Genomic DNA, 16,503 nt, shown 5'->3' on the forward strand with positions numbered 1-16,503 from the left:
GCTGCCTGGTTTAAAAGTTCAATAACATATACGGCATTTTGGGGATTAAGACAACCGCTCTGGACTGGATGAGGACAAGTTACTGAAAGTACGGTTAAATGATCATGTTTCGGTTTGATATCTTGTCCGCTTTGGTATGGAATAAAATTAATCGCGCAGTTTAATTCTTTTGCTCTAGCTTCTAGTACCGCCTGATCCCCTAATATCACCAAGGGGAAATCATATTTTGCGAGAGCCAGACATAAATCAGGACCAACTCCTGCTGGCTCTCCGCTGCTAACAAGAAGTGGCTTCACGCCAGTTCCTTATCAACAATATTAACATATGCATCTGAACGTATATGTTGCTGCCAATTTTGTACTGCTTCAGCAAACTTCCGTTGTTGTAAAAATTGTCGTACCTGCTGCTTTTTAAAAGCTTCTGAATCATCTTCTTTCTTACGGCCGAGCACTTGAATAATATGCCAACCAAATTGTGATTTTACAGGAGGACTAATTTCATTTACAGCCAGTTTATCCATAACTTTCTCGAAATCAGGAACTAACACTCCAGGTGAGACCCAACCCAAATCACCACCTTTAACAGCGCTGGCAGAATCCAAGGAATATTGTTTTGCCATGAGTGCAAAATCCTTACCCGCCTTTAATTGCAGATAAATATTGTTCACCTGTCTCTTTGAATCTTCAGGAAGCATGCTTGGATCAGGTTTTAAAAGAATATGACGAACATGAGTTTTAGTAATGACATGGTGTTGATTGTCACCGCCAATAGATACCAATTTAATTAACTGAAATCCATTGCCTGCACGTAGGGGGGCAGAGACTTGTCCCACTTTCATATTCACTACTTCCTTCGCAAATAATTCGGGTAACTCTGCTAAATGGCGGTCACCTAAATCACCGCCTTCTAATGCAAATTCACCACTGGAATTTTCTATAGCCAAACGACTAAAGTCCTCACCTTTTTTTATCTTTACTAATAAAGACTCTGCTTTGCTTTTCGCTTTTTTTACTTCTTCAGATGTAGGTTCTTCGCTTAGTGGAATAACTATATTTTGCAGATGATAGGTGAGCGCAGAACGATCGACTATCGCTCCTTCGGTTTTGAGGTATTGCTCAACTTGCTCATTCGTAACAGCCGCATCTCTTCCAACTGCTTTTTGTTGTAGGTTAGAAAGGAGCATCTCTTTACGAATATTTTCTCTGTATTCTTCCCAAGTCATTCCTTGTCTGACAATTTCTTCACGTAATTGAGTCAGAGTGGCATGGTTTACTGCTGCTATTTTTTCAATTGCCTGATTTAATTCGGTATCATCTACAGTAAGACCATGTTGTTTTGCCATTTGCAATTGCACATTCACATCAATTAAATGCTGCAGTACTTGCTTGCGTAATACCGAATCCGCTGGAACTTGCATTTTTTGTGCGATAATTTGTTTTTTTGTTAATTCGACCTGCTTGTTAAGTTCACTTGCGGTGATCACTCCATTATTAACGACCGCTACTACCTTATCCAATAATTGTTTTGCTTCTGCTCCCCCAATGGCAGCAAACAATATGCATACAAGGGTTATTTTTTTATACATGCCTTAATCCTTATTACTTTTTTCGAGCAATTTAGGTTATTTTTATCCAAAACACAAGCGACTTCGCTTCACTTTATACCATTATTTGGTTTAACGACGAAATGGATCTTCATATCCTGGAATATAAGTATTCAATACACTTCCAGGATCACTATTTGCTACTGATCCTAAGCCTTTTAATAAAATTTGCAAATAGATATTGTTATTATATTGAGGCGAGAATTCAGCATTTAAACTCTTAAAAGTTCTTCCTCCTAAAATTCGTGCTGCCCAACAACAACTATCATATTGTATCCCTAATAAAGACATCATACTGTAATCTTTACTAATGTTATGGCTGTATGCACCAATGGTGCTCCATCGATCACTTATTGGCCAAGAAACAGAAATTAATCCTTGGTGCAACGAATTATCTACTCCTGCATCATTCCTAACTTTTGTCACATCTCCATTAACTAAGTAGCTGTAACCCACATTAATAATTGCATTGGGTTTCGGTTGATAATGTAAATTCAAACCACCATTGTTTGTCCCAGAGGTGGCAGGATCCCATACATAATCACCCAGAATTTTCAAGGCAGGGTTGAAATGATAAACCGCTCGCGAAGCTATAGGTGAAACACCATAAAATGGAGACAATTGTCCGATTTCCAAAGGATTTGCAATACAAGAACCAGTTAAGCTACGACACAGCTGTACGTTTCTATTCGTAAAATATTTGATTTGACCAATAGAAAAACTGGCACGCTCAGCACCCGTTTCATTAGACAACCAACGAGAAGTCAATGCATAAGTTAATTGATTGGCATCACCAATTCGATCAAACCCTGAAAAACGATTGGTTCTAAAAAGTTGATCAAAATTAAAAATCATATTAGCAGTATCATAGATAGGCAACCGGCTTTGATCATAAAAAGGTACATACAAATAAAATAAGCTGGGCTCTAAAGTTTGTGTATACGAGCCTCCCTTCCAATTAAAATTACGATCGAAGAATAAACCAGCATGAGTGCTGAAACGCGGAATAAAGCGATTATATTCAGTGTGCGTATCATGCCAATCGTTTCGAACCTGATAATAGTTTTCTACAAATTCTGCTGATGGGGTAATAAATCCCCAATTAGTTCGCTGGGGTAAAGAAAGTACCGGATTAAAATGGAATCGGGGGCCTTGGGGCATTTCCACTCCCGGGATCACCCCTGGGAGCATTGCTATTATCGGATCCTGCAACGTTGATGTTGGCCAAAAAAACTGATCGTATTGCCCTGTTATATTTAAATTAGCCTCTGCGGGCAATTCATAATAGTAGCCATGAGCATACAATTGCGGCAAACGCTCATATTGATCAGCAATAGGTGTCTCATTAATTGGGTGTAAGGTTTGAAAACTTTGAGCCATGCCTCTAAAAGTCCAATGCTCTGTGGAATAGGTTAAATCTGCTTGACGCAATAATTGTCTTTGAGTAATCAGTGCCAAATTGGAACTAAAATCCTGGAAATAATAATCATCAGAAACTTGTTGAACATTCACATTTAATCGTAAATTGGGAGTAAATTGTGTCGTATTAAGAGCGCCATAAAGCCATCGATTTGTTGATTTATCTTTAAAGGAAGGAAATTGCTCCGCATGGCTGTTCAAAAAATTTCGATAAGCAGCATCATCCGGCAAAAAGTTTCCAACAATTATTCCGGCACTGTTCGCAGTTAAATACCGAAACTCACCACCTAACATCACATTACGCTTTGTATAAAGATGGGGAGTTAAAGTCAAATCATAGTTTGGTGCAATATTCCAATAATAAGGAAGTCCTAAATCAAAACCACCTACATTAGAGTATCCAGCTAAAGGCATTAAAAAGCCGGATTTACGTTCTTTGGTTGTAGGAAAACTCAAATAGGGCACATAAAGAACGGGGCGTTCGCGAATGCGCAACGTAACATTTCTGGCAACCCCCATTTTTTTCTTATTATCAATAACAATTGATTTAGCCTCAAGATCCCAGGCTTTATCTTGTGGAGCACAGGTGGTGTAAGTCGCCTGGCGCAACAAGTAATCCGAATTAGGAAAGCGCTGCATTAAACCAGCCCTTCCCCATGCAGGCAATACTGCAGTTCGTTTATTGGTATTAAACCGATAGATTACATCTTCAGTTTGACCCGATTTATTCTGAGGGTTAATCGTAGCCTTACGAGCAATCAATAACTTATCAGGTTCCAGATAACGCACATTACCTAGGAACTCAATTTTTGTAATTTGCTTGCTTTTGGGATCTCGATACACATATGCAGTTTGTGCATTGACTATTCTCTGGTTTTGCTGGATTTCTACATGTCCCTTCAACGATGACGGTTTGTCTTGATAAAAAGAAACACGATCAGCCATAATCCTTATTTCATCAGGGGAAGCCAGAGGCGCCACCGTGAGCGGTTGGTATGATCCAAGGCAAATAGGAGAAGTTTGATCTGCTTGCCATCCCAAACATTGGGCAAACTTTGCTCTTACATCATCCGTTAAATCAACATCACGTGCGATAACACACGCTTGAACTGGTTCATCAATCAAAGAGGCAGAGTAAGCCAACGCATGATAAATTACCATGAGCAAAATAAGTAGGGGGGTAACGATGCTCATCAAGAACCATTTGAATGAAATCTTGTTCACGGATAATAAAATGCCTTATTATGCACAAAAAAATATGTAACGAATTACTTTTGATCGCCATGCCCGCATGAGTTTGTTGCGATAAGGCTCATCCGCAACACTTCTTTATTCTCTCGGGGGAAGTGATCTTAGCTATTAAGTTACAACCAAAATAATGATGGGGAAGTATACCATGCATGCACGAGAAAACGCACTGAAAGAATGGTTAATTGATACACTAAAACTGCAAGATTTTCAGTTGGCTCCTTTGGCTGGAGATGCCAGTTTTAGGAAATATTTTCGTCTTCAATACAACGGACTCACTCGAGTTATCATGGATGCACCTCCTGGAAAAGAAGATCTCAATTCTTTTATACATATTGCGCAAATGCTGGAGAAAGCGGAGGTTCATACTCCCAAAATTCTCGCGATGAATTTAGAAAATGGATTCTTATTATTAAGTGATTTAGGGGATCAACTTCTTTTGAATGCGCTTCATTCTGAAACAGTGGATAATCATTATCATGATGCCATAAGAACTTTATTTAAAATTCAGACGTGCGCAATTAATGATCCGTTGCTCGCATCATTTGATAAAACCCATATGCTTAAAGAAATGAATTTATGTCTTGAATGGTTTTTTAATGCATATCTTGCCTTGAAACTCAATCAGAATGAATGCGATTTAGTCCAACACACTATGGAATGGATTGCCACAGAAGTAGCACAGCAGCCATTAACCTTTATTCACCGTGATTATCACTCTCGCAATCTGATGCTTGCACAAAACCAAACAGAATCCACTTTGGGAGTTATTGATTTTCAAGACGCAATGCGCGGCCCTCTCGCTTATGATTTGGTTTCTTTACTTAAAGATTGTTATATTTCCTGGCCACGGCATAAGATTTTGGAATGGGTTGAATTTTTTTATACTCAAAGTCCTTTAACTAAAGATTATTCTTTGGCTGAATTTATCCGTGCATTTGATCTGTGCGGCTTACAAAGACATTTAAAGGTTTTAGGAATTTTTTGTCGTTTGCATTTACGGGATAATAAACCGGCATATCTTAAAGATTTACCTTTGACCTTAAAATATGTACTTGAATGTACAGAAATTTATGAAGAATTACGCCCATTTTTCCAATTTCTGCAATTGAGAGTTTATCTGCCATGAAAACTGCAATGATATTAGCCGCCGGGCGCGGTGACCGCTTGAAGCCGCTTACCGAAGTCACACCAAAAGCTCTGTGTATGGTTAAAGAAAAGCCTTTAATAGAACATCATGTAATGAATTTGGCAAAAGCTGGCTTTGAACGATTAGTGGTTAATCATGCTTATCTTGGAGGCCAAATCCGCCAGCATTTAGGCAATGGGACACGTTGGGGAATTGAAATTTGTTACTCACCGGAACCTCCTGGAGGACTAGAAACAGGCGGCGGCATCGTAAACGCACTACCGCTGTTAGGGGGTAAACCCTTTATTACCGTCAATGCTGATATCTATACGGATTTTGATTTTTCGCAAATACACCTTGAACATGTTGATTCGATTCATGTGATTTTAGTAAATAAAAATCCTGCTCTTAATCATCATGGCGACTTTGGGCTAATCAATCACACACAATTAAGTAATACGAATCCAGAATATACTCTTGCAGGAATTTGCTGCTATCATCCAGAGGTATTTACCCACTGCATGCAAGGCCGCTATTCAGTCGCGCCTTTAATTCGCCAATATGCCGCACAAAATAAAGTAACCGCCAGTGTTTATGACGGCCTCTGGTTTGATATAGGAACTCTAGAGAGACTGCACGCCGTGAATAAAATTTAAATTGAGCAATGTATACATAGTGCAAGCGAAACCTTTAATGCCCAAGGCTAATTTTGCTTTCGCTGCACCAGGATAATGTATGCATCATTACATGTACTAAAAGCCGCTCGTGAAAAAATGCCGATTAACCAGGCCCAACATTTTGAGGTTGTTCTGGTTCTGGTCTTTCTTCTTCCCTTTCAGCTTCTTCAATTACCCTTTCTACAGCTTTCTGAGCAGCAGCTTTCTTGGTTTCTTCCAATCGATGTTCCCCTGGGTATTCGCGTTGTCGAGATACGAGTTCGGATTCAACCCCACTCTTCTTCAAATATTCCTTAAATTCTTTAGCGGAATCTGCCATTAACGCTTCTACTTCATCTCCAGTCAGTTTTCTTTCTACTCCCTTTTCATTCTTAAAGAAAAAACCGTCTCTAGTGATTACTTGATGATTATTAGCTAACCATGCGTTAAACAAGCGGTCTAAAGAATCAATTGTTTCATCTTCTAATGGAGGAGCCCCTTTCTCAGTCGGACCATATCCACGAACAAAATGCCCCTCTTTGCTGATCCCATAATCGAATCGGATACTTGGAACATTCTTTTCAGATAGCGTAGCACTGGCTTTTTCTGCAATTTTAGTCTGCATTTGATCGAAGGAAGATTTAGGCGGTTTACCAGACCAAGTTTGTGATTCTTGAGAAAATTTATATTCCACAAATTGAGTAAACTCATCTACTGCTTTTAGTACTTGTTGTGCAAGCGCTTGTGACTCTGGATTTTTATTCAAGAGTATTGAGTTTTCAACGATTTGATGAACTTGTTGCCTTAAATATCGTGCCGATTTCGCTGACTTTTCCGCAGTTTGCATTGCTTTTAAAAGATCTTCTCTCGGTGGCAACGCTTTTTTCTTATATTTTTCGGGAGATGCTACTCCAGTTTCATCGTATACTTCAGGTGAATGTTCTTCAGACATAAATTAATCTCTCTCACGAATTCGTCTTAATGTATTGACTTTATTATAGCAAACTGACGTTGTGTACGGGAAAACAGCTTTTTAGCTTACCCGTTAAAAGTTTGTAAAATACAAGAAAATAAACAAATTGTATCCTTTTGCTATCGCCCCTGAAAGACACCACACACTTCCAAGACTAAAAAACCTCCGCCATTATGGGAGTGCTTCTAAGAAGAAGCATCTCCATGCATAAATGGTGATTTAATCTCATCAATCACTGAGTTAAACGATTGCTTTTTCATGGACTCAAAAGTGAACTCATCAACTAAAATGGCATCCCATCGTGCAGCTTCCGTTGCAAGTAACGCATCCATTTCCTGTTGGGTTAATTCATTTTTTTCAACCTTCTCTTTTAATTTATCCTTTAATTTACCAAATTTAACGCGTCTTAAGTCACCTGTCTTTTTGATAAGATCGTCTGTTTGAATGATTTGCTGTAAGGCATGCTCCACTCTATCTATTGGTTGCTTGGGATCACCGCTTAGGTACACGATATCCTTCAACCGATTACGATATTGATTATTTGTGGTCATCAAACGCGCTAATTTTTGCTCTAACTTATCGGTGGGATAGCGCATAGTCTGCCCCAAAGGAAATGCCAATATACGGGCGAGCCCACCCAAAAATCTGGAGGGGAAGTTATAACACAATGCGATCATTGCTTTTTGTGCGTGATAAAAACAATAGGACACTGCCCATCGAGCATGTAATAAATCATCAGGATTTTCATTATTCAATTGCACATTACGTAAAACGGCCATTGCCATGTAAAGATAAGACATTCCATCAGCAAGACGTGCTGAGAGGCGTTCTTTGCGTTTTAAATCGCCTCCCAACACAATCAAAGATAAATCTGCAAGCCAGGCATAAGCGTGACTCAGGCGTGCCAGCCGTTTGTACTCACGTTTCATTTTTTGCTTGGGTGCACTAATAAATAGTCCACCAGTCCATCCAGAACAAATTGCTTTGGCAAAATTTTGCATGAAATATTGGATATGTTTCCAGATAACTTCTCTAAAAGCTGTTTTATCCTGGTTGGAAATAGCGTAAAACTCATGACGTATGTATGGGTGGCATGCCATCGAGCCTTGGCCAAAAATTAACAAGTTTCGTGACATTACATTTGCCCCTTCCACCGTAATGGAAATAGGAACCCCGTTATAAAAATTAGTTAAATAATTCCGTGGTCCCACTACTACAGCACGTCCTGCATGCACATCCATAGATGCATTAACCACTGATCGTGCCAGTTCAGTATTAAAATATTTAGCAATTGCAGAAGCTACGGAAGGCTTTTTATGCTCATTTACAGCAGCAACCGTCAGTAATCGATTTGCATTAATTAAATAATTTAAACCCGCGATCTCTGCAAGTTTTTCTTCAATTCCTTCAAATTGACCAATTTCTACATTAAATTGGCAGCGTGCACGCGCAAAAGCACTGGTTGCGAGATAGCAAGAAGAGGAAGAACCAGCGCCAAGTGCAGGTAAAGAAATCGAACGGCCAATGGAGAGGCATTCAACCAACATTTGCCATCCACTACCTATTCGTTTCTGACCACCAATCACTGTTGTTATGGGCACAAAAATATCTTTCCCACGAATAGTTCCATTCATAAACGGTTGATCAGAAGGTAAATGGCGGTTGCCAATTTCCAGATTTTTGGTATCGCGTGGAATCAACACACAAGTAATCCCTTCTTCGCCTTCCCCCTGCAATAAGCCATCGGGATCTTTCACATTGACTGCAAGACCAATCAACGTTGCTACTGGCGCTAAAGTAATCCAACGTTTGTCTAAAGTAATGTTCAATCCGAGTACCATTTTCCCATCAACTTTCTTCTTCATGACGATCGCAGTTGATTGAATGGAGGTTGCATCACTGCCTGCACCAGGTTCAGTTAAGGCAAAACAGGGAATATCAATGCCTTTTGCAAGACGGGGCAGATAATGATTTTTTTGTTCCTCTGTACCATAATAATTGATTAATTCACCAGGACCCAATGAATTAGGTACCATAACAGTTACTGCAGCAACACCTGAACGACTGGATATTTTCATGACTACATCAGAGTGTGCGCGCGCTGAAAATCCCTTACCCCCATATTCTTTAGGGATCACCAAACCAAAAAATCCATTTTCCTTCATGTACGTCCAAACCTGTTCAGGTAAATCACGTGTTTGGCTAATTTCCCACTCATCAATCATGCTGCATAAGGTATGGGTTTCATTCTTAAGAAATAATTGTTCTTCGCCAGTAAGCTCCGTATAGACGTTCGCTAATCGCTCCCAATCTGGTTTCCCGGTAAAAATATCTTGTTCTAACCAGGTATCACCTGCATTAAGCGCCTCTTCTTCGGTTTTTGACAACTTAGGGATCGACTTACCGGCTTTCTTATAAAGATAATCCGCAATCACTGTACGTAAGGGTTCGAGATACACTACGAGCAAGGCCGCAATAATCACAAGCCAGAGTAAAAAGCCAATAACCCAAGGTAAGCCAATAGCAAATGTAGCTACAATTAAATAAAAGACACTTCCCAATTCCCAAACTAATGGGTTCATTGCCCTATAAAGAACAATTAGGGTAAATATCAAATATACTAAAAAGAACAGAATAGCCATAATATCAATACCTTCCCTTGCTTTGCATAATAAAGCTGTAGTATATACTCTTTATTTTGTGAGTAGCAATTGAGTACGAACCAACGCCTAGCCTGGAATTTCGAATTTACCCCAAAAGCAAGCTTACCCTTAGCTGATTTGGTGGATAAAAAAGACGAACAATTAAAATGGGAGATTCGTTATTTTTGGTCGGATAATGAACCGATTATTTTAAATACAATTGATAATTCATTACTCGAATTAGCGAATTATAAACAGAAACATCGGGAAGACGATTATTATTTGCTGCTTAATCAAAACTACAACATCAAGAAACGCCGAGATCAGTTGCTTTATAAGCCATTACTCAAACAAACAAACCATGCTGTTGGTTATGGGCCCAAAATAATCCTTGAACGAACTCAAGACCAACCCACTCCTCCAGAGTTACAGGAGATAATGCAACAGGTTGAACAAGAAGGTATCGAAGTTTCCGTTAAAAAAGACGCACTTATCTATAAATGTCCAACAAAGCCCAAAGTGAAAATTGAGCTTGCCCGTCTTGAAGTACGCCAAAAAATTTATTTTAGCGTATGTATTGAAGGAAGGTCCCTGCGTCTCGTAGAGATGATTTCCAAGCACTTGCTGGATGAGCCCATTTCCTGCGAATATGTAACTTTCCTGAAAAATTTACTGCAATTATGATAAATACCCTGTTCGCGATTATTCTAAGCTTTGGAAAAATTGGTCTTATTTCCCTGGGAGGAGGTAATTCCATGTTAAAACTATTGGAATATGAGGCGGTTGAATATCGACAGTGGATTGGACAAGAAGAATTTATTGCCATGGTTGGTTCAACTTTTATTTTTCCAGGATTAACCGGAGTCAAATTATCTGCCCTTATAGGATATAAAGCCGCCGGAATGACTGGTTTGGTTCTTGCTGTTCTTAGTCTTAATTTACCAGGATTATTAATGGCCATAGCAGGTTATCAATGGCTGACCAGTCATAATGGACCTGGAATGCGAAAAATAATGATTGGCGTACAATATGGTGCATTGGCGTTACTTGCTGCAGCCAGTTATTCAGTTGCTCAAGGTGTCGTTGGTATGTATTTTTCTATTCCAATTGCATTGTGTTGTTTTGTATTTTTTCTCGCTTTAACTTTTTGGAATTTATCACCCTTTTATGGTTTTATAGGTTTTATAGCCGTGTGTTTTTTTCTGGTTCGTTAAGGTCTAAAATAGTAACATGCCCCCTACTATATAAAAAATAAATGGAGTTACTCCCTTGGAAACTGTGTTGGATAATCCAGAATATTATATCAATCGAGAATTTTCTATTATTGCATTTAACCAGAGAGTTCTTATGTTGGCTAATGATGAACGTGTGCCTTTACTAGAGAGAATGCGTTTTCTTAGTATCTGCAGCAGTAACCTTGATGAATTTTTTGAAATACGCGTTGCAGGGCTTAAAGAAAAAATTGCTCTCTCTTCAGGAAAATTAACGATTGATGGTTTACGTCCTGATGAAGCATTTAGTCAGATCAGCCAAAAAACACATAAGCTCATAGATCAACTGTACTCCATATTTAATAAACAACTTCTCCCGGCATTGGGTAAGGAAAATATTCACTTTCTTGATACCGACAAATGGACCGACGACATCCACTTATGGGCAAAGCACTATTTTAAACATGAGATTCAACCCGTCATTAGCCCAATTGCTCTTGATTTGGCGCATCCGTTACCGCAACTGATTAATAAAAGCTTAAACTTTATTATTTCTTTAAGTGGTAAAGATGCTTTTGATCGAAACATTAATTATGCAGTAGTACATGCGCCAAGATCGATTCCCAGGGTTATTCATTTGCCTTCAGAATTATGTGGCGATGCTCATTATTTTGTTCATCTCTCCTCAATTATTACTACCCATGTCAATAGTTTATTCCCGGGAATGGAGATTAGCGGCTGTTATTCTTTTCGTCTTACTCGAAATAGCGATCTGTTTTTGCGGGAAGAAGAAATTGATGATTTGGCCAAAGCCGTACAACGCGAGATTTTTTCCCGTCATTATGGTCATGTAGTTCGACTCGAAATTGAAAAGAATTGCCCAGAAAAAATTGTTGATTTTTTATTGCAAAAATACCATTTACGTCATGAAGATACTTATTATTGTGATGGACCAGTTAACATTCAACGCCATTTAACGGCGATTAACAGCATTGATCGACCGGATTTGAATTACCCACCTTTTATAGCGCAGTATCCCCACTTTCCCAAGTCAGAACGTAATTTATTTAATGTCATTGACGAACAAGATATTCTACTCCATCACCCTTATCAAAGCTTTGAAGTAGTTATTGATTTTGTAAGACAGGCTGCGAGTGATCCCAATGTCCTGGCGATTAGTCAAACTTTATATCGTACTCGCTCGCAATCAGTAATGGTTGACGCTTTAGTGGATGCTGCTCATTCAGGGAAAGAGGTTACTGCCGTTATTGAATTAAGGGCTCGTTTTGATGAAGAATCCAATCTGAAATTGGCAAATCGTTTGCATGCCGCAGGAATTCTAGTGCTGTATGGTGTTGTAGGGTATAAAACTCATGCCAAAATGACCCTGGTGGTCAGACGCGCTCACGGGAAACTAAAACGTTACGTACATTTAAGTACGGGAAACTATCATGAATACACCGCAAAACGTTACACTGATTTAGGTTTATTAACTTGTGAGCCTACTATCACCTCCGATATTCAAATCATTTTTCAACAGTTAACCGGCCTTGGCAAAGTAGTTAAACTCAAAGCGTTAAGCCACTCACCTTTTACGTTACAAAAAACGCTGTTGCAATATATTGAACAATGCACTGCTGCCGCATTAAAAAAAGGAGACACAGAAATTCTCCTCAAAGTAAATGGATTAGCTGATAAAACTATAATTCAAGCTTTATATAAAGCGTCACAAGCAGGAGTTAAAATAAATTTGCTTGTGCGTGGCGTATGTTGCCTCAAACCTGGAATACCTGGTATTTCAGAAAATATACGCGTGCTTTCCTATATTGGACGATTTCTAGAACATCATCGGGTATTCTACTTCCGCCTTCATGAAGAAGAATATTATTTTTGTTCTAGTGCTGATCTCATGGAAAGAAATTTGTACCATCGTATTGAAATTATGTTTCCAATTCTTGATGAAAATTGCAAAAAACGAATCAAACAAGAAATCATTAAAAACTATCTCAAAGACAACAGTAACACATGGGAAATGCAAAGTGATGGCAGCTATAAGCCTGTAACTCAAGGAAATAATTGTGCCCAGGAAAAACTTATTAAGCTCTATCAAGATGAGGAGCAGGTTATTTAGCGATTATCATCTTTTCAATTCATTTTGCCTCTTCATCCCCTAGCGAATATCACGAATTACTATGGGGACACACAGGAGCTGCTGCTATTTGACTCTATATACTGACACCGCAGACTCAGGTTTTCGAATGCTATTTAAACAGTCCAAGTGCCTCGTTATAGGTGCTATGTAAAAAGTGCCTCCTCGTTGAGTAATCTGTGTACCCATTAAAGCGACTAGCTGCGTTGTTCTTTCAGATAGATATCGACCAATATCCAATGAAGGGGGTTCTAATACGCTCTTAACTTCATTAATTGTATCAATAACCTGCTTATCAAATTCATTTAGAAAATTTTTATTCACGAATTGGCCATTTTTGTATGTATCGTAGAATTCTTGTAACAAGATTAAATTATTTTTTATCTGCTCACAGCATTTTGCCTGCTGATGTAATACTTGAGGTGAAAAGGAAATTCCAGAAATTCTCCTGGCCCATACATTAAACCACTCACCCATGCAATAAATAAATGATTGTCCTTTCGCTTGACTGAATTTCGTGTGGGCCAATAATTGTAGTCCACTGTTTAGAATGTAATCTCTATCTAAAAATTCAGCTAATCTTGCTTTTATCTGTTTTGAAGCTTCGGATATTTTTCCGAGTTTAACGTCTAATTTTTCTTCTGAAAGGAATGAGTTATCGGCATAAGAGCTTTTAATTAAAGTAAGTAGCTCACCTTTGATTGTTATTAGTTCTGATGGATTAAAATTAAATCGATCACAATCACTAATACATTGCCAAAAGTTTTTCTCAGCAATTAAAATTTCATTAAGTAATTTCAACCTAGGTATTTTTTTCTCAATTTCCAGAGAGTCGATCTCTTCAAGATTATGCAAAAATACTAATTGTTTTAGTTGACTCTTTAAAAAATTTAATACAGTGTTGTAAAATCCTGGACTATAGGAAATTAACTGGGTTTCTGTATAGATAAATAAATTTTGCACTACGCTTAAATAGTCTAGCAAAGAGGGAGTTCTCTCCCTAAGCACTTCTATTTTTATAGCAATATCGAGCAACAAAGCGAGCATACCAACATCAATTTCAGGAGTCGGCTCCACATAAGGCTTATCCCGAGTCGCCGCATAAAGAAAACACAAAAGTTGTCGCTCCACATCTGGCTCTTTCCACCATTCTTGCAGTTGTTTGGCAATTATTCCTAACCTTATTTTTGCCTCATATTGTTGAAGAGTTTGGGAAACAACAAAATAGGGATTATATTTTTTCAAATCTGCAAAAAGCGCGCGCTCGTCTGTATGGTTGCTTTTCGCAAGAACCAGAGCCTGCTGCTTGGACAAAGTGACACAGACGGCGTAGTCTTGCCAATTTCCTCCCAACAATACTTCACAATTATCGCGTGCATCTCCGGGTTTCAATGCTATGGACATTCCTTCAGTATTAAAAGTTTGTGGAATATATTGATGACGCATAGGGATATCCCAAGAAGTACCTATTACTTGGCGTGGATAAGCAATTTCGTCAATTTTCTCAAAACCGAAAGTCCCTCCTGTCAAATGAATTTCATCACAAAGAACCTCGGGTATAAAAATAAAATGAACTTTAGAAAAATTTAAATAAGAATTGGTAGCCTTAAGCCCTGTATTGCCATTAAATTCAAACGTACTTAAATAACCGGAATTAATAAAAGCATTTTTGGGAGGGTCAGAAACTATCAAATTCATATGAGAAGCAGGACTTGCATTATATCGCTCATAATGGCTTTGATATACAGATTCATTATTATCTGTTCTGACAAATACTCTCCATTTCATCCTTCCCATTACCTGAATAAACTTATCTGCACATTCTTCTGAGTTGGCTTGCATAGAATGAAGTACTTTCCCTCATAAATGAAAGTAATTTTAACATAGAGGCAAATTTATGATCAACAGAATATCAATGCCAGTCTGAGACTCAATCTACCATGAAAAATTCAGGATAAAAGTATCAGCGATGTATAAATAATTTTTAAAAAATCCTAAAATTTAAAAGTAATCTGAAAGAAGTAACCCAGTATAAGTCCATCGAACTCATACCGAACTACCTTCCTAGCGAAAGCAAGTTAATTGGGCATTCTCACCTAATTGTAAATGCACCTCCGTTCCAAAAGGAATAGGAAAATTAATGGATCCATGTCCTATTCCTGCGATTCTTAGTACTGGAATCGGGCTGTTTTCAGCAAAACGTTGTAAGACTGGCTCGATTAAAGAGGAACCATTAGGTTCATTTCCCTCGAGAAAATCCCCCAATATGATTGCAGCAGCATGTGAAAAGAGACCTGCTTGCTTTAGATGTTCCAGCATGCGATCAACACGGTATCCTCGCTCACCAATTTCTTCGAGCAAAATAATTTTGTCTCGACCATCCATTTGCCAACAGGTTCCCACTCCTGACTGAATTATTGCTAAGTTGCCACCAGTTACCTGGGATTTAATAAAGCCTTCTTTTTGCGCAGGCTTGTTCAATGGAATTAATCCGCTAAATTGAACCGGCGCATCCCCAAATAAAATTGACTTCATCGCAGCAATCGTCTCTTTAGAAAATTTATCAGGGGCAGCAGCACCATGAATTGTTGGCCAACCCCAATGTTGTTGTAAATAAAGATGAAGGCAAGTGACATCGCTTATGCCAATAAATATTTTGGCCTCATCCGGGGGATGAATTTCTGCTAATTTGGGGATTAAGCGCGTGGAGCCATAACCACCACGCACACAAATTACGGCTTTTGTTTTAGGATTCTGTAGAGCATTTTTAAGGTGGGCGAAACGCATTTCATCCGTATTCGCACATAATAAATCGGGAGCAAAAATATCCTTCTGAACAACGCAGTTTAATTCCCAAGACTCTAATAATTCTTTTAATCCAATCAATTGACTGTCTGAACTGCGTGACGCAGGTGCAATAATTTCAACTGAATCGCCCATGCTTAAGATAGGTAATTTTTTCATTCTTTACTCTTAAATTTTTTCCATGTTGGATAAACGCTATTTTACAGTAATTTTTTTACGAAAAAGAAAGTAAATGCAGTTCAAAGTATATCTAAATTAATAGGGTTTTACCTAATTGGCTCTTCACAAACTAAAAATGTTGTACCCGTAGTTAAAACATCATCAAAAATAGCAATTTTTCTAGTTTTAAGCTTATTAATAAGACTTTCATTAATCCCTAAATTTTTAAGTTTTTTGTATATTCCTTTCATTTGTTTTATGACTTTCTTCTACCGATTCTTTAACATATAGCGCATCAAAGTAAATAAATTCAGGAATTGCTGCTTTGACATGTATCAATACTAACCTATTATCGTAATTTTGATCCTCACAAGATTTAGATGGCGGAGCAGGAATCCATAAATACTGGGTTAATTCAGGATACCGTTTATTTATCTGGATCTTTACTCCCCCTCTTCCCTATTTTCGGCGATGCCAGCAATGCTAATATTTTTATGAAAAGTTATTTG

The 16,503-nt window shown here is 38.3% G+C and carries 13 protein-coding genes (1 of these 13 running past the window's edge); 5 read left to right on the forward strand and 8 right to left on the reverse strand.

Features of this window, described 5'->3' with window-relative positions:
• The 3 genes from pdxA to DY223_RS14435 form a co-directional block, all read right to left on the reverse strand.
• On the reverse strand, positions 1–296 hold the 5' portion of the coding sequence (pdxA, locus tag DY223_RS14425) for a 4-hydroxythreonine-4-phosphate dehydrogenase PdxA (RefSeq protein ID WP_058458567.1). Its footprint begins 679 nt before the window's first position; 296 of the gene's 975 nt are visible here — the first part of the coding sequence; the start codon lies at positions 294–296; its stop codon lies off the left edge, out of view.
• Entirely contained in the window at positions 293–1,585 is a 1,293-nt protein-coding gene (locus DY223_RS14430; protein WP_058458568.1) for a peptidylprolyl isomerase, read from the reverse strand. The genes pdxA and DY223_RS14430 overlap by 4 nt, the downstream gene beginning before the upstream one ends.
• Before the next feature lie 90 nt (positions 1,586–1,675).
• On the reverse strand, positions 1,676–4,216 hold the full coding sequence (locus DY223_RS14435) for an LPS-assembly protein LptD (RefSeq protein WP_058458569.1): 2,541 nt from the start codon (positions 4,214–4,216) through the stop codon (positions 1,676–1,678).
• Between the two features lie 202 nt (positions 4,217–4,418).
• On the opposite strand from DY223_RS14435, the gene DY223_RS14440 reads away from it, so the two are divergent.
• Together DY223_RS14440 and murU are read left to right on the forward strand one after the other, a co-directional pair.
• Positions 4,419–5,399 (forward strand): aminoglycoside phosphotransferase family protein, encoded by a 981-nt coding sequence (locus DY223_RS14440; protein WP_058458570.1) that lies wholly within the window; start codon positions 4,419–4,421, stop codon positions 5,397–5,399.
• Positions 5,396–6,055 carry an N-acetylmuramate alpha-1-phosphate uridylyltransferase MurU gene (murU, locus tag DY223_RS14445; protein ID WP_058458571.1) on the forward strand — a complete coding sequence of 220 codons (660 nt, stop codon included), beginning with the start codon at positions 5,396–5,398 and terminating at the stop codon, positions 6,053–6,055. Before DY223_RS14440 ends, murU begins: the two co-directional genes overlap by 4 nt.
• A gap of 124 nt (positions 6,056–6,179) precedes the next feature.
• On the opposite strand, the gene DY223_RS14450 is transcribed toward murU, so the two are convergent.
• The gene (locus DY223_RS14450) at positions 6,180–7,007 is read right to left on the reverse strand and encodes a hypothetical protein (protein ID WP_058458572.1); all 828 of its coding nucleotides are present in this window, start codon (positions 7,005–7,007) and stop codon (positions 6,180–6,182) included.
• Positions 7,008–7,213: 206 nt separating this feature from the next.
• Positions 7,214–9,670 (reverse strand): acyl-CoA dehydrogenase, encoded by a 2,457-nt coding sequence (locus tag DY223_RS14455; protein WP_058458573.1) that lies wholly within the window; start codon positions 9,668–9,670, stop codon positions 7,214–7,216.
• Between the two features lie 69 nt (positions 9,671–9,739).
• On the opposite strand from DY223_RS14455, the gene DY223_RS14460 reads away from it, so the two are divergent.
• From DY223_RS14460 to ppk1, 3 genes are read left to right on the forward strand one after another with little or no spacing between them, the layout of a single operon-like run.
• The gene (locus DY223_RS14460) at positions 9,740–10,354 is read left to right on the forward strand and encodes a hypothetical protein (protein WP_058458574.1); all 615 of its coding nucleotides are present in this window, start codon (positions 9,740–9,742) and stop codon (positions 10,352–10,354) included.
• Positions 10,351–10,884 (forward strand): chromate transporter, encoded by a 534-nt coding sequence (locus DY223_RS14465; RefSeq protein WP_058458575.1) that lies wholly within the window; start codon positions 10,351–10,353, stop codon positions 10,882–10,884. The genes DY223_RS14460 and DY223_RS14465 overlap by 4 nt, the downstream gene beginning before the upstream one ends.
• Before the next feature lie 55 nt (positions 10,885–10,939).
• Positions 10,940–13,012 carry a polyphosphate kinase 1 gene (gene ppk1 / locus DY223_RS14470; RefSeq protein WP_058458576.1) on the forward strand — a complete coding sequence of 691 codons (2,073 nt, stop codon included), beginning with the start codon at positions 10,940–10,942 and terminating at the stop codon, positions 13,010–13,012.
• A gap of 84 nt (positions 13,013–13,096) precedes the next feature.
• Here the strand turns inward: ppk1 and DY223_RS14475 are convergent, their stop codons facing one another.
• The 3 genes from DY223_RS14475 to DY223_RS19130 all read right to left on the reverse strand — a co-directional run bounded on the left by DY223_RS14475 (position 13,097) and on the right by DY223_RS19130 (position 16,245).
• Entirely contained in the window at positions 13,097–14,872 is a 1,776-nt protein-coding gene (locus tag DY223_RS14475) for a hypothetical protein (protein WP_058458577.1), read from the reverse strand.
• A 222-nt stretch (positions 14,873–15,094) separates the two neighbouring features.
• Positions 15,095–15,994: a S66 peptidase family protein gene (locus DY223_RS14480; RefSeq protein ID WP_058458578.1), complete on the reverse strand. Its 900-nt coding sequence runs from the start codon at positions 15,992–15,994 to the stop codon at positions 15,095–15,097.
• Between the two features lie 107 nt (positions 15,995–16,101).
• Positions 16,102–16,245 carry a hypothetical protein gene (locus tag DY223_RS19130; protein ID WP_160116287.1) on the reverse strand — a complete coding sequence of 48 codons (144 nt, stop codon included), beginning with the start codon at positions 16,243–16,245 and terminating at the stop codon, positions 16,102–16,104.
• Between the last annotated feature and the right edge of the window lie 258 nt (positions 16,246–16,503).

The organism is Legionella bozemanae (assembly GCF_900450575.1).
GTDB classification, from domain to species: domain Bacteria; phylum Pseudomonadota; class Gammaproteobacteria; order Legionellales; family Legionellaceae; genus Legionella; species Legionella bozemanae.

Excerpts from the sequence above, each read along its gene's own strand:
- DY223_RS14430 (WP_058458568.1), bottom strand. The coding sequence starts at position 1,585 with ATGTATAAAAAAATAACCCTTGTATGCATATTGTTTGCTGCCATTGGG.
- DY223_RS14435 (WP_058458569.1), bottom strand. The coding sequence starts at position 4,216 with ATGAGCATCGTTACCCCCCTACTTATTTTGCTCATGGTAATTTATCAT.
- DY223_RS14440 (WP_058458570.1), top strand. The coding sequence starts at position 4,419 with ATGCATGCACGAGAAAACGCACTGAAAGAATGGTTAATTGATACACTA.
- murU (WP_058458571.1), top strand. The coding sequence starts at position 5,396 with ATGAAAACTGCAATGATATTAGCCGCCGGGCGCGGTGACCGCTTGAAG.
- DY223_RS14450 (WP_058458572.1), bottom strand. The coding sequence starts at position 7,007 with ATGTCTGAAGAACATTCACCTGAAGTATACGATGAAACTGGAGTAGCA.
- DY223_RS14455 (WP_058458573.1), bottom strand. The coding sequence starts at position 9,670 with ATGGCTATTCTGTTCTTTTTAGTATATTTGATATTTACCCTAATTGTT.
- DY223_RS14465 (WP_058458575.1), top strand. The coding sequence starts at position 10,351 with ATGATAAATACCCTGTTCGCGATTATTCTAAGCTTTGGAAAAATTGGT.
- DY223_RS14475 (WP_058458577.1), bottom strand. The coding sequence starts at position 14,872 with ATGCAAGCCAACTCAGAAGAATGTGCAGATAAGTTTATTCAGGTAATG.
- DY223_RS14480 (WP_058458578.1), bottom strand. The coding sequence starts at position 15,994 with ATGAAAAAATTACCTATCTTAAGCATGGGCGATTCAGTTGAAATTATT.
- DY223_RS19130 (WP_160116287.1), bottom strand. The coding sequence starts at position 16,245 with ATGAAAGGAATATACAAAAAACTTAAAAATTTAGGGATTAATGAAAGT.